Consider the following 12,682-nt stretch of genomic DNA (forward strand, 5'->3'; position numbering starts at 1 on the left):
ATGACCGAGCTGGCCCCGGCCGGCGCGGAGCCCGCCGAGGCCCCCGTCTTCGCCGTACGCCTGGACAACTTCGAGGGTCCCTTCGACCTGCTGCTGAGCCTGATCTCCAAGCACAAGCTGGACATCACCGAGGTGACGCTGAGCAAGGTGACCGACGAGTTCATCGCGCACGTGAAGGCCGGCGGCCCCGTCTGGGACCTGGAGCAGACGACCTCGTTCCTGCTCGTCGCCTCCACCCTGCTCGACCTCAAGGCCGCGCGGCTGCTGCCGCAGGGCGACGTGGAGGACGAGGAGGACCTGGCCCTGCTGGAGGCGCGGGACCTGCTGTTCGCGCGGCTGCTGCAGTACAAGGCGTTCAAGCAGGTCGCCTCGGTGCTGGAGGAGCGGCTGGCCGGCGAGTCCCGCCGGCACCCCCGGGCGGTCGGGCTGGAGGACCGGTTCGCGACGCTGCTGCCCGAGGTGCTCATCGGCATCGGCCTGGACCAGTTCGCCGCGCTCGCCGCCAAGGCGCTGGAGCCCAAGCCCGACCCCGAGGTGTCGCTGGCGCACATCCACGCCCCGCAGGTGAGCGTGCGCGAGCAGGGCGTGCTGGTGGTGGAGCGGCTGCGCCGCAGCGGCGCCATGACCTTCCGCGCGCTGTGCGGCGACTCCCCGGACACCATGACCACGGTCGCCCGGTTCCTGGCGCTGCTGGAGCTCTTCCGCGAGGGGGCCGTCGGGTTCGACCAGGTCTCCCCGCTGGGGGAGCTGACCATCCGCTGGACCGGCGCGGAGGAGGGCGAGGTGGAGATCCGCGACGAGTTCGACGGCGCCCCGCCCGAGGAGACCCCAGAGCAGCCGGAGCCGGACGCGGCGCCGATCGAGGAGGACGAGTGAGCGAGACCGACGCACCGCAGCCGGAGACCCTGGACGTCCCGGTCGCCGAGCTGCGCCCGGCCCTGGAGGCGGTGCTGATGGTCGCCGACCAGCCGTTGGACGAGGCGGTCCTCGCCACGGCCGTCGGCCACCCGGTGGCGGCGGTCGCCGAGGGGCTGGCCGCGCTGGCGGCGGAGTACGACGACCAGGACCGCGGCTTCGAGCTGCGCCAGGTCGCGGGCGGCTGGCGCTACTACACCCGCGAGGCCTACGCCCCCGTCGTCGAGGGGTTCGTGCTGGAGGGCCAGCAGGCCCGGCTCACCCAGGCCGCGCTGGAGACGCTGGCCGTCGTCGCCTACAAGCAGCCGGTCAGCCGGGCCCGGGTGAGCGCGATCCGCGGCGTGAACGTGGACGGGGTGATGCGGACCCTGCTGACCCGCGGCCTGCTGGAGGAGGCGGGACAGGACGGCGAGCACGGCGCGATGCTCTACCGCACAACGTCCTACTTCCTGGAGCGGATCGGGATCACCGCGCTGGAGGAGCTGCCCGAGCTGGCGCCGTACCTCCCCGACATGGAGGACCTGGACGACGACATGCTCGGGCAGGCGGTCGCGGCGCAGGGCGCGGCGCCGGCCGCCACCGAGGGGACCGAGCCGGTCGCGGACGAGGGGGTCGACGAGGGCGACCGGCCCTCGCCGCACAGCGGCGACGGCACCGAGCCCGACGGCGGGACGGAGATCGCGTGAGGCCGGAGCTCGCCCTCGATGACGACGGGCAGATCCGGCTGCAGAAGCTGCTCGCGCAGTCCGGGGTCGCCTCGCGCCGCAAGTGCGAGGAGCTGATGCTCGACGGCCGGGTCGAGGTCGACGGCGAGGTCGTCACCCGGTTGGGCACGAAGGTGGACCCGCGGACGGCCGTGGTGCGGGTGGACGGGCGGCGGCTCCCGCCGATGAGCCCGCACGTGCACCTGGTGCTGAACAAGCCCCGCGGCGTCGTCTCCACGATGAGCGACCCCGAGGGCCGGCGTACCCTCGCCGACCTGGTGGCCGACCGCCCCGAGCGGCTCTTCCACGTCGGGCGACTGGACACCGACACCGAGGGCCTCATCCTGCTGACCAACGACGGCGACTTCGCCCACCGGATGGCGCACCCGTCCTTCGAGGTCGACAAGACCTACGTCGCCGAGGTCGACGGGGTCGTCTCCCGCGGCACGCTGCGGCGGCTGCGCGACGGCGTCGAGCTGGAGGACGGGCCGGTGCAGGTGTCCTCGGCGAAGGTGGTCTCCTCCACCGCCGAGCGCAGCATCGTCGAGCTGGTCATCCACGAGGGACGCAACCGGATCGTGCGCCGGCTGCTGGAGCACGTGGGGCACCCGGTGCGCCGGCTCACCCGGACCCGCTTCGGCCCGGTGGACCTCACCGGCCTGGCTCCCGGGCAGATCCGCGAGCTGACGGGCGCCGAGCTCGGCACGCTGCTGGACTCCGCCGACCTCTGAGCTCCCTCCCCGGGCCGGGTTGACCGTCTCGCCGACCGGGGGTAGCCGAGCCACGTGGGGCGGGCGGTGACGGGTGGCTGGGCCACCTCCGGTCGGGATGATCTCGGGATGACGCCAGCAGTACGTCGGCCCGAGCCGTGGTCGGCTGCGGCCGCGGGGAGCGGCGATGGTTAGCCTTGCCCCATGGCAGTGCGCGCAGTGCGAGGCGCGACCCAGCTCGAGGAGGATTCGCGAGAGCACATGCTCGAGCGGGTCGCCGAGATGGTCGCGGACGTGATGAAGAGCAACGGGCTGGTCGTCGACGACTTCATCTCGATCCTGTTCACCTCCACCGACGACCTGGTCAGCGAGTTCCCCGCCTATGCCGCGCGGCTGCTCGGCTTCACCGACGTGCCGCTGATGTGCGCGCGGGAGCTGGAGATCACCGACTCGCTGCCTCGGGTGGTGCGGATGATGGCGCACGTGGAGACCGATCTGCCGCGGGCGGAGATCACCCACAGCTACCTGCACGGCGCGGCCGCCCTGCGCCGGGACCTGGCGCGGGTGCACACCTCCGACGACGAGGCCTGATGGCGGCGCTGACCGGGCCGGTGCTGGTCGTCGGGACCGGGCTGCTGGGCACCTCCGTCGCCCTCGCCTGCCGGCGGGCCGGCGTCGAGACGCTGTTGGCCGACGTGAGCCCCGAGCACCTGCGGACCGCCAGCGGGCTCGGCGCGGGCCGGCCGATGACCGAGGGCGACCGGCCGCAGCTGGTGGTGGTCGCGGTGCCGCCCGCGCACCTGGCGGACGCGATCGGCGACGCCCTGCTCACCTTCGGTGCCGACGCGGTGGTCACCGACGTCGGGTCGGTGAAGTCCGCGCCGCTGCGCGAGGTGGCCACCCGCGTCGACCCGGCCCAGCTGAGCCGATACGTCGGCTCCCACCCGATGGCGGGCTCGGAGCGCTCCGGGCCGCTGGCGGCGAGCGACGCCCTGTTCGACGGGCGGCCCTGGGCGGTGACGCCGCACGAGGGCGCCGACCCGGACGCGGTGACGGTGGTCGAGGACCTGGTCGCGCTGTGCGGCGCGGTCCCGGTCCGGCTCGACCCCGACGCCCACGACCGGGCGGTGGCGCGCACCTCCCACCTGCCGCACCTGGTCGCCGTACTCGTGGCCGGGCGGCTGGCGGACGCGCCGCCGGAGCACCTGGCGCTCTCGGGACAGGGAGTGCGCGACGTCACCCGGATCGCGGGGAGCGACCCCGCGCTGTGGCAGCAGATCGTCAGCGCCAACTCGGCGGCAGTGCTGGGGGTGCTGGGGGAGATGCGCGACCAGCTGGACGCGCTGATCGGGGCCGTTGGCGAGGACCGGAGGCCCGAGCTGGAGCGGCTGCTCGAGCGTGGGGTGACCGGGACCCGGGCGATCCCCGGCAAGCACGGCGCACCCCGGCAGCCCACCCGCTCGGTCTTCGTCTCCGTGCCCGACCAGCCCGGCGAGCTGGCCCGGCTGTTCGCCGACTGCGGCGAGGCGGGCGTCAACATCGAGGATGTGCGCATCGACCACGACCCCGGGCGCCCCGTCGGCCTCACCGAGCTGATCGTCGCCGAGGGGCGCGCCGAGCCGCTCCTCGAGGCGCTCGAATCGAGAGGATGGACCACGCACCGGTAGGCTGGCCCGTCGTGAGCGCGCAGTCCCAGGAGCCCGGCACCGGCCTCGTCATCGCCGTCGACGGCACCTCAGGATCGGGCAAGTCGAGTACGTCGCGGCGGGTCGCCGTGCGGTTGGGCCTGCGCTACCTGGACACCGGGGCGATGTACCGCGCCGTCACCTGGTGGGTGCTGAAGCAGGGCATCGACCCCACCGACGCCGCGGAGGTCGCCGAGCGGTCCGTGGAGCCGGAGATCGTCTCGGGCACCGACCCGGAGGCGCCCACCATCGAGGTCGACGGCAAGGACGTCTCGGTGGAGATCCGGGGCGCGGACGTGAACGCCGCGGTCAGCCCCGTGTCCGCCGTACCCGACGTGCGGGCGCGCCTCCTGCTCCTGCAGCGCTCCGCCATCAGCGCCGCTGTGGCCGACGGCGTCGGCATGGTCGTCGAGGGCCGCGACATCGGCTCCGTGGTGGCTCCCGAGGCGCAGGTGAAGGTCTACCTGTCCGCCGACCCGTCGGCGCGGGCGGCACGCCGGTCCGCGGAGGAGGGGGGCAGCGACCTGGGGCGGACCCAGGAGTCCCTGCTCAACCGGGACCGGATCGACTCCACCCGGGAGGCCTCGCCGCTGGTGCAGGCCGACGGGGCGGTGCACATCGACACCACCGACCTCACGCTCGAGCAGGTGGTGGCCAGGGTGGTGGAGCTGGTCGAGGCGGCCCGGTGACCACGCCGAGGCTGTCCCGGTCCCCGGCCGCGGGGGTCGAGCATCCGCCGACCGCGCTGCTGCACGGACTGCGGCCGATCGCCCAGTGGCTGCTGCGCCGGCGCTACGACGTCGCCGTGCACGGAGCCGCCGAGGTGCCGCGCGAGGGTCCGGTGGTGCTCGCCTGCAGCCACACCGGCTTCCTGGACGGCCCACTATTGGCGATCTACGCCCCGCGGCCGGTGCATGCGTGGACCAAGGCCGAGATGTTCCGGGGACGGCTCGGGGCGTTCCTGGCGGCCTCCGGCCAGATCGAGCTGGACCGCCTCCACCCCGACCCCCGCGCGGTCAAGCAGGCACTGCGGGTGCTGGAGGACGGCGACGTCGTCGGCGTCTTCCCCGAGGGCACGCGCGGAGCGGGGGACTTCACGACCATGCGCGGCGGCGCGGCCTACCTCGCGCTGGCCACCGGCGCTCCGGTCGTGCCGGTCGTCCAGTTCGGCGTCCGCGAGCCGGGCGCGTCCAGTCGGTCGCTGCCCGCCGCCGGGAGCCGGGTCGACATCGTGTTCGGTACGCCGTGGCGGGTCGCCGCCGTGCCGTTCCCGCGCGGCCGGGCCCGGGTGTACGACGCCAGCCTGTCCCTCCAGCGGCACCTGCGTGCCCACCTGGACCACGCCCGCAGGGTGACCGGCCGCGAGCTGCCGGGTCCGCTGCCCGCGGGCGACACCGAGAACCGCCCCGGCCTGGAGGCCGCGGAAGGAGCCACACCATGACCGAGCAGGACGAGACCACCGAGGCCGCGGGACCCGTTCCCGTGCTGGCCGTCGTGGGCCGGCCCAACGTCGGCAAGTCCACCCTGGTCAACCGGATGATCGGCCGGCGCGAGGCGGTCGTCGAGGACGTCCCCGGCGTCACCCGCGACCGGGTGCCCTACGACGCCCTGTGGAACGGCCGTGCCTTCACCGTGGTCGACACCGGCGGCTGGGACCCCGACGCCCGGGGGATGGCGCACGCCATCGCCGGGCAGGCCGAGGTGGCGGTGTCGCTGGCCGACGCCGTGCTGTTCGTCGTGGACGCCACGGTCGGGATCACCGACGCCGACGAGGCCGTCGTACGCATCCTGCGCAAGTCCGGCAAGCCCGTCGTGCTGGCCGCCAACAAGGTCGACGACGCGCGCACCGAGGCCGAGTCGCACGCGTTGTGGAACCTCGGCCTGGGGGAGCCCTACCCCGTCTCCGCGCTGCACGGCCGCGGCTCGGGCGACCTGCTCGACGCGGTGCTCGCCGCGCTGCCGGACCCGCCGCCCGAGGCCGAGCCGGAGGAGGACGGGCCGCGCCGGGTCGCGATCGTCGGCAAGCCCAACGTCGGGAAGTCCTCGCTGCTCAATCGGCTCGCCGGTGAGGAGCGCGTGGTGGTCGACAACGTGGCCGGCACCACCGTCGACCCGGTCGACGAGCTGGTCGAGCTCGGGGGCGAGTGGTGGCGGTTCATCGACACCGCGGGCATCCGCCGCCGGGTCAAGGAGGCGTCCGGTCACGAGTACTACGCCTCGCTGCGCACCGCGACGGCCATCGACCGCGCCGAGGTCGCCGTCCTCGTGCTGGATGCCGAGCAGTCCATCTCCGAGCAGGACCTGCGGATCCTGCAGACCGTCCGCGACGCCGGGCGCGCGCTGGTGATCGCGTTCAACAAGTGGGACCTGGTCGACGACGAGCGCCGTCGCTTCCTCGAGCGCGAGGTCGAGCGCGACCTGGTGCAGGTGCGCTGGGCGCCGCGGGTCAACATCACCGCCCGCACCGGCTGGCACGTGGACCGGCTGGTCCCGGCGCTGGAGAAGGCACTGGCCGGCTGGGAGACCCGGGTCCCGACGGGGGCGCTCAACGCGTTCCTGGGCCGGCTGGTCGCCGAGCACCCGCACCCGGTCCGCGGCGGCAAGCAGCCCCGCGTGCTCTTCGGCACCCAGGCCGGCACCCGGCCGCCGACGTTCGTGCTCTTCACCACCGGCAAGCTGGATCAGGGCTACGAGCGCTTCATCGAGCGTCGGCTGCGCGAGGAGTTCGGCTTCGTCGGCACGCCGATCGTGCTGAACCAGCGGCCGCGGGAGAAGCGCAAGCGCTGACCCGGGATGCCGACCGTGGAGCCTGACGGTCATCAGGTGACAGCAGGACTCCATGGTCGCCGCGGGGTGGCCCGATTCCGGGTCGCCGCCCCTCCTGCGGTAGTGTTCCCGTGCTCCCAGAGCATCGGGCTGTGGCGCAGTTTGGTAGCGCACTTGACTGGGGGTCAAGGGGTCGCAGGTTCAAATCCTGTCAGCCCGACCGAAGAACGATGCAGGTCAGGGGCCGTTTCAGCAGAGGCTGGAGCGGCCCCTGATCCCGTTCCAGGCCCTTGGGTGTCACGGACCGGCCGCCACAGCTGCCTGGCGGATGCGGTCATGGGGTGGTGCTGTCCTATACGGCTTGGGACAGAACGGACGTTGTGATTGTCACGCTGGGATGGCCCAGGACCTCGCTCACGAGGCAGTGGACGCCATGATCCAACAGGTGCGACCCGGCAGGTCGTGCCTGGCGTCGTGCAAGCGCGTCACGGGCGCCCCAGCATCTTGAAGCAGTCGAGTGCCCCCGAGGTGTTACGGGCCCAAGGATGTCCACAGCGACCAGCCCGGTGTCCCGGTAGGTGGACCCGGCCCGGCGTTCCGGTCTTATGACGCGGACGTACGGCAGCGCTGCGACGTTGCCATGGCGTAAGGGCCAGCGTCCTCGGCCCGGCAGTGGGCTTGGTGTCCTAGATGACCGTTTCGTGACCCACGACCACTCGGTGCCGATGCGCTCGTACGACAGCCTGATCCTGGTCTACATCCGACCATGAGAGCAGTCCGCCGAAGGAGTGCGCCGGAACTAGAACAGGACGAGCAGGGGCAGGGGTCCACGGGCTCCTGATGGGGCGCACGGCTGACAAGCACCCCGACAGGTTGGGCCTGTCTTCGCTTGCTGCGGCTCGTCTTGGCCGCGACGTGGCTGCCAGAGAGCGAGCCTTTCCCAGCTCTTGTCCCAGGCTGACGAGGAGGGTTCTGTTGGTTGGCCGCTATGTAGCAGCAGTCACGATGATGAGCACGATCGTGGCAATCGCCAAAACGATGGTGGCGGCCGCCAAGACCCAGGTTGCGACCTTCAATGACGCTGCCTGCTTTGTGGCCGACGCTGCGATGTCGTTGCTGAGGGTTGCACACTGCTCCATCACTCTGAAGTGCTTGGCGTCGACTGCCGCGCGAATCTCAGATTCGAGCGAGTCCAGTGCCTTTCGGTTGTCATCCAGGAGGACGGCCAGGAGTTCGCGCCGCGTGGGAGGTACGTCAGGATGTGCGAACGTTGTGAGAAGTCGTGCACGGTCCTGCATCAACCGCAGGCGGACCTTGTCGGCGGTGGGCGAGCGGATCCCCTGGGCGAGTTCCGTGCGGATGGCGACTTCTTCGGCTTTCGAGGGGCGGACAGAGAACTGCACCTGGGTCTCGTTCATGCTGGGAGCCTGCCATGAGTGGCGATCGGTATCAGTCGATCTTCTGCGGGCTCGTGACACCCTGCCCCGGTCTGCCCGCGTGGTGGGCTGGCCCCTGATGCCCTGGCAGGAGTGGGAGCGTGGGACTCTGCTCTCGTCGGGGAACCCCTGGCCTGCTCGCGCAGGTCAGGGGCGTTCTGCATGCTGGTCCGCCACCTGGCGCGGGAACTCGGCTAGGTTGACGCACCTGCACGCGTGAGCGAGGGGGAGAGATGTCGGCACAGATACCGCCGCCGCGAATGTTCAACGGCGCCACGGTCCACGGCTTCTTCGGTCAGAAGGGGCTCCGGCACCCGGCCGAACTGGTCCTGCTCGGGGTCGGGGTCGTGGTCACCCTGCTGGTCTACCTGCTCTGGGCGACGCTCCTCGTCGCGACGCTGGCATCGATCGGCTCCGGCGGAGCCGGGGCCGCCCAACTGAACACCCAGGACCCCGCCGTGCAGACGTTCCTGGTGCTCGGCGCGCTGCCCATCATCATCTGGGTCCTCCGAGCCATGACCTACGCCGGGCAGCGCGCCAACGGCGTACGCATGTCTCCCACGCAGTTCCCCGAGGGCTACCGGATGGTGGTCGCGGCGGCGGCACAGTTCGGCCTGCGCAAGGTGCCCGACGCGTACGTCGTCTCCGGCTCCGGCGTCATCAACGCGTTCGCCTCCGGGCACGGCTTCCGCCGCTTGGTGGCGATCAACTCCGACCTCTTCGAGATCGGCGGCCGGGTCCGTGACCCCGAGGCGCTGCGCTTCGTGATCTCCCACGAGGTCGGGCACATCGCCGCCGGGCACGTCAGCTACCTCCGACTGATCTTCACCAACCTGCTCGGCCCGATCCCGCAGCTGGGCCCGGCGCTCTCCCGCTCCCAGGAGTACACCGCCGACAACTTCGGCTACGCCCGCCAGCCGGACGGGGCGCCCGGGGTGATCGCCGTCCTGGCCGGTGGGAAGTACCTCAACGCCGACGTGAACGTCTTCGAGATGGCCGACCGCGCGGTGACCGAGCGGGGACTGTGGGTGCACATCGCCAACTGGCGCTCCAGCCACCCGGTGCTGACCTGGCGCGCACACGCGCTGATGGACCGCAGCCGGCCCGGGCGGATCTTCTTCCGGCCCCGCGACGCGTTCTTCAGCTCCCCGCTGCCGGCGGGCAGCGACCTGGCGGACCGGTGGCCGACGCCGCCGCAGGTGCTGGCGATGCTGGACGCGGCCGACGCCGAGCGTGACCTGGCCCTGGGGGAGCAGTTCGGCCGCTACCCCGGCGTCGACTACGCCGGGCGGCCGACCGCGCGGGAGGTCCAGACCGCGCAGCCGCTGCTCTCCGAGCGCCGCACCCTGCCCCCGGCCTGACGTCGCGTTCCGGGGGAGCGGTTCCACGGAACGTACGACGTCCCGTCGGGGCAGTCGATGTCCCGCACCCACACCAGCCCCCGGGCGGGGTGCGGGACATCTGTCCGGGGTCGGGTCAGGCCCGCATGACGCCGACGGAGGTGGGGGAGAACCCCGGGAACACCGATGCGGTCGAGGCGTCGAAGCGACGCGCGACCACCTCGGCCAGCACGCTGCGGTAGTCCGTGGTCACGGTGAGGTCGGCGTTGAGGTCGTTGGCCAGGCCGGGCCACCGGCCGTGGTAGCCGCCACGGACGCCGGCGCCGGCGAGCAGCATGACGTTGCCGTAGCCGTGGTCCAGGCCCTGGTTGGAGTTCTCCTGCACCCGGCGTCCGAACTCGCTGAGGGCCACGAGGGTGACCTTGGAGCCGACGGCGCTGCCGGCATAGAGCCCGATGTCGGTGAAGAACGCGTGCAGCGCGGCCGCCAGCTCCCCGGCGTTCTCGACCATCCGTCCACCTCGCAGGGTGCCGAGGTTGGAGTGCATGTCCCAATCGCCGTGGTCCACGGTGAGCACGGAGACTCCGGCATCAGCCCGGATGATCCGCGCCGCCGCGGCCAGCGCCCTCCCGAGGTCGCCGGCGGGGTAGACGGCGCCATGCGCGGGCGCGGCCCCCGTGGACAGGACCGGGTTGAGCTCCTTGACGGTGCGGAAGGCGGAGCGGGCGCCGACGCCCAGGGGGGTCGGCTCGCCCTGCCACATCGTGCTCAGCGAGCGCATCCGCCCGTTGCGGCGCACCCACTTGTTGTCGCCGGCGACCTCGAGGTCGTCGACGGCGTTGGTCGACAGCGCCGCTGCGGGACCGTAGAGCGAGGTGGGCAGGTTGCCGGCGAGGCTGATCGCCTGGGAGGGGGAGTCGATCGCGTCCAGACCGATCAGCCGGTTGAGCCAGCCGACGCGGGTGGTCGACCCCGGAGCCGCGTCCTCGAGCTCCTCCATGGCGGCGAAGTGCGATCGGTTGGGAGCGGGCAGGCCGGTGGCGTGGACGGCGGCCATCGCGCCGCGCTCCCACAGCGGCAGCAGCGGGGCGAGCCGCGGGTGCAGGCCGAAGAAGCCGTCAGGGGCGAGCAGCTGGTCGGCGGGTACGGCGATCCGCGGCCGCGCCTTGTAGTACGCCGCGTCGCCGTGCGGCACCACCAGCGAGAGACCGTCGGCCGCCCCGCGGAGGGACAGCACCACCAGCACCGAGGGGGCCGGGGCCAGCGCGGCGGACGGCGAGGCAGTCAGCACGGCGCCGCCGAACGCGGTCGTCGTACCGGCCAGCGCGGCGGCACCGCGGAACAGGCTGCGACGCGACATCCGGGCGTACTCGGTGCAGCAGGCGTCGTCGTTCGGGGAGGTCGTCATGGTCGTCACCGGGAGAGGAAGGCGGGGGAGTCGAGGAAGGTCGTCAGCAGGCGGGCGTTGTCGTAGGTGACGGCCCGGTGGGTGCGGGTGATGATCGTCCCGGGCGTCAGGTCCAGCGCCTCGCAGCAGGCCTGGAGCAGCACGGAGGTGGACGGGCGGTGCAGCAGGCGGCGCGACAGCGCGTCGACCAGGACGTCGAAACGCATCCGCCGCTGTGGAAGCCAGGAGGTCCCCGCGCGGTAGCGGATGTCCTGCTTGGGCCAGTAGCCGCCGGACATCTCCCAGTGCAGCTCCAGGCTGGCCAGCACCCGGGAGGAGGAGCACCAGGCGGCGTCAGCGATCGGATGCCCGTCGGGCCGCGGCCAGGCCAGCGGCATGCCGCCCATCTTGTTGGCCTTCCACAGCATCGCGTTGGCCGCCGAGTTCGGTCCCGTGGGTGCCTGGAGGGAGACTCCGAGCGCGCGATGCGTGGCCACCAGGTCCTCGAAGGCGTCGCGGACCTTGCGCCCGCGGGCCGCGGCGAACTCCGGCGTGGCGACCAGCTCGCGCAACACCGCGGCGATGTCGGTGTCGGCGGCGAGGTAGGCCGCGGCCAGCCGGTCGACGAGCGAGGACGGCGGGTCGTCCTGCACGAACTTGACCGCCAGGCGGCCAGCGACCCTCCGGGCGGTGGCGGGGTGCCGCGCCAGGTAGTCCAGGTAGCGCTCGGTCAGGGCCCGCCCGTCGGCGACGGCGTTGGCGTCGGAGAACCCCATCACCGACACGGCCCCGGTCCAGTGGTCGGGGGCGGAGTAGAAGGGGTCCCAGGTGTTGCGGACGTCCACCCGCCACCCGGTCAGGATCCGAGCGGAGTCCTTGACGTCGTCCTCGTCGTAGTTGCCTCGGCCGACGGTGTGCAGCTCCAGCAGCTCGCGGCCGAGGTTCTCGTTCGGGTGCGCCTTGGTGGAGATGGCGTTGTCCAGGTAGATCAGCATCGCGGGGTGGGTGGCCGCGGCACGGAGCAGGTCGGCGAACCGCCCCAGGGCGTGCTTGCGGATCGTCTGGCCGTAGCCGACCCGGTGCACGAAGGCGTTGTCGCCGTTCGCGGTGACGTTGAAGTGGTTCTCCCAGAAGGCGGTCATCGTCTCCAGCACCTGGCGGCGGCTGCGCATGCGGCGCATCAGCACCCAGCGCTGGTAGTCGGCCATGACCTCCCATCCGCCGCGGACGTTGCCGATCTGCCGCTGCCACAAGGTGGCAGGGTCCCTGGCCAGGTCCGGCCACCAGGTGTCGATGGCGGTGACCGCGCTGTCGTCGATCGAGCCGGGCTCCAGCTGCCTCTCGAACCAGGCCCGCCCGCCGCCGGCGTTGCGGACCTCGGTCGCCAGCGCCGGCGTGAGCCCGCCGGAGAAGCGGGTCACGAGGTGTCGCTCGGCGGCCGGCAGCAGGGCCGGGCCGCCGGTCCAGGTGCGGGGGACGTACGCCGCCTCGGCTGGGGCAGCGACGGTGGTGACCGCGGCCGCTCCGGCGGCGCCCGCGGCGCCGGCCAGGACGAACCGGCGGGAGGGGGAGGCGGTGGTCACGGCGAGACTCCGGGGGAGATCTGAGGGATGGACGGCCGCCGTCGGCGACTCCGTGAGGGGCAACCACGAGCCTAGAACCAAAGTAGGGGTTTCGCAGCACTTTCGATGGACTGCCGCTCTCGCGACACCGTTGACCCCGGACGGTGCGGGGTCCGG

Annotated in this window: 12 protein-coding genes and 1 tRNA gene; 10 read left to right on the forward strand and 3 right to left on the reverse strand. The window is 72.5% G+C overall.

The genetic code is table 11. The features are described from left to right. The 9 genes from K8W59_RS08065 to K8W59_RS08105 all read left to right on the forward strand — a co-directional run bounded on the left by K8W59_RS08065 (position 1) and on the right by K8W59_RS08105 (position 7,000). Entirely contained in the window at positions 1–876 is an 876-nt protein-coding gene (locus K8W59_RS08065) for a segregation and condensation protein A (RefSeq protein ID WP_223399341.1), read from the forward strand. Next, a complete protein-coding gene (gene scpB, locus K8W59_RS08070) occupies positions 873–1,601 on the forward strand; it encodes an SMC-Scp complex subunit ScpB (RefSeq protein ID WP_223399342.1) in 729 nt (242 codons plus the stop codon). Before K8W59_RS08065 ends, scpB begins: the two co-directional genes overlap by 4 nt. Then, complete coding sequence (locus K8W59_RS08075) at positions 1,598–2,350, forward strand: pseudouridine synthase (protein ID WP_223399343.1); 753 nt, start codon at positions 1,598–1,600, stop codon at positions 2,348–2,350. The genes scpB and K8W59_RS08075 overlap by 4 nt, the downstream gene beginning before the upstream one ends. Before the next feature lie 183 nt (positions 2,351–2,533). Then, the gene (aroH, locus tag K8W59_RS08080; RefSeq protein ID WP_223399344.1) at positions 2,534–2,920 is read left to right on the forward strand and encodes a chorismate mutase; all 387 of its coding nucleotides are present in this window, start codon (positions 2,534–2,536) and stop codon (positions 2,918–2,920) included. Next, a complete protein-coding gene (locus tag K8W59_RS08085; protein WP_223399345.1) occupies positions 2,920–3,996 on the forward strand; it encodes a prephenate dehydrogenase in 1,077 nt (358 codons plus the stop codon). Before aroH ends, K8W59_RS08085 begins: the two co-directional genes overlap by 1 nt. A gap of 11 nt (positions 3,997–4,007) precedes the next feature. Continuing rightward, positions 4,008–4,703 carry a (d)CMP kinase gene (gene cmk / locus K8W59_RS08090; RefSeq protein WP_223399346.1) on the forward strand — a complete coding sequence of 232 codons (696 nt, stop codon included), beginning with the start codon at positions 4,008–4,010 and terminating at the stop codon, positions 4,701–4,703. After that, entirely contained in the window at positions 4,700–5,455 is a 756-nt protein-coding gene (locus K8W59_RS08095) for a lysophospholipid acyltransferase family protein (RefSeq protein ID WP_223399347.1), read from the forward strand. Before cmk ends, K8W59_RS08095 begins: the two co-directional genes overlap by 4 nt. Then, positions 5,452–6,801, forward strand: coding sequence for a ribosome biogenesis GTPase Der (gene der, locus K8W59_RS08100; RefSeq protein WP_223399348.1), 1,350 nt, complete (start codon positions 5,452–5,454; stop codon positions 6,799–6,801). Before K8W59_RS08095 ends, der begins: the two co-directional genes overlap by 4 nt. Positions 6,802–6,926: 125 nt before the next feature. Continuing rightward, positions 6,927–7,000, forward strand: a tRNA-Pro gene (locus K8W59_RS08105). Between the two features lie 766 nt (positions 7,001–7,766). On the opposite strand, the gene K8W59_RS08110 is transcribed toward K8W59_RS08105, so the two are convergent. Then, complete coding sequence (locus K8W59_RS08110) at positions 7,767–8,198, reverse strand: hypothetical protein (RefSeq protein WP_223399349.1); 432 nt, start codon at positions 8,196–8,198, stop codon at positions 7,767–7,769. 251 nt (positions 8,199–8,449) lie between these two features. Between K8W59_RS08110 and K8W59_RS08115 the strand changes: the two genes are divergently transcribed. Continuing rightward, positions 8,450–9,577 (forward strand): M48 family metallopeptidase, encoded by a 1,128-nt coding sequence (locus K8W59_RS08115; protein WP_223399350.1) that lies wholly within the window; start codon positions 8,450–8,452, stop codon positions 9,575–9,577. Between the two features lie 115 nt (positions 9,578–9,692). Here the strand turns inward: K8W59_RS08115 and K8W59_RS08120 are convergent, their stop codons facing one another. Together K8W59_RS08120 and K8W59_RS08125 are read right to left on the reverse strand one after the other, a co-directional pair. Further along, the gene (locus tag K8W59_RS08120; RefSeq protein ID WP_223399351.1) at positions 9,693–10,964 is read right to left on the reverse strand and encodes a DUF1501 domain-containing protein; all 1,272 of its coding nucleotides are present in this window, start codon (positions 10,962–10,964) and stop codon (positions 9,693–9,695) included. Between the two features lie 5 nt (positions 10,965–10,969). Continuing rightward, positions 10,970–12,526, reverse strand: coding sequence for a DUF1800 domain-containing protein (locus K8W59_RS08125; RefSeq protein ID WP_223399352.1), 1,557 nt, complete (start codon positions 12,524–12,526; stop codon positions 10,970–10,972). Positions 12,527–12,682: the final 156 nt, after the last annotated feature.

The sequence above is a fragment of the Nocardioides rotundus genome, assembly GCF_019931675.1.
Taxonomy (GTDB): Bacteria; Actinomycetota; Actinomycetes; order Propionibacteriales; family Nocardioidaceae; genus Nocardioides; species Nocardioides rotundus.

Coding starts and splice junctions, on each gene's coding strand:
- K8W59_RS08065 (WP_223399341.1), top strand. CDS start 1: ATGACCGAGCTGGCCCCGGCCGGCGCGGAGCCCGCCGAGGCCCCCGTC.
- aroH (WP_223399344.1), top strand. CDS start 2,534: ATGGCAGTGCGCGCAGTGCGAGGCGCGACCCAGCTCGAGGAGGATTCG.
- K8W59_RS08085 (WP_223399345.1), top strand. CDS start 2,920: ATGGCGGCGCTGACCGGGCCGGTGCTGGTCGTCGGGACCGGGCTGCTG.
- der (WP_223399348.1), top strand. CDS start 5,452: ATGACCGAGCAGGACGAGACCACCGAGGCCGCGGGACCCGTTCCCGTG.
- K8W59_RS08110 (WP_223399349.1), bottom strand. CDS start 8,198: ATGAACGAGACCCAGGTGCAGTTCTCTGTCCGCCCCTCGAAAGCCGAA.
- K8W59_RS08115 (WP_223399350.1), top strand. CDS start 8,450: ATGTCGGCACAGATACCGCCGCCGCGAATGTTCAACGGCGCCACGGTC.
- K8W59_RS08120 (WP_223399351.1), bottom strand. CDS start 10,964: ATGACGACCTCCCCGAACGACGACGCCTGCTGCACCGAGTACGCCCGG.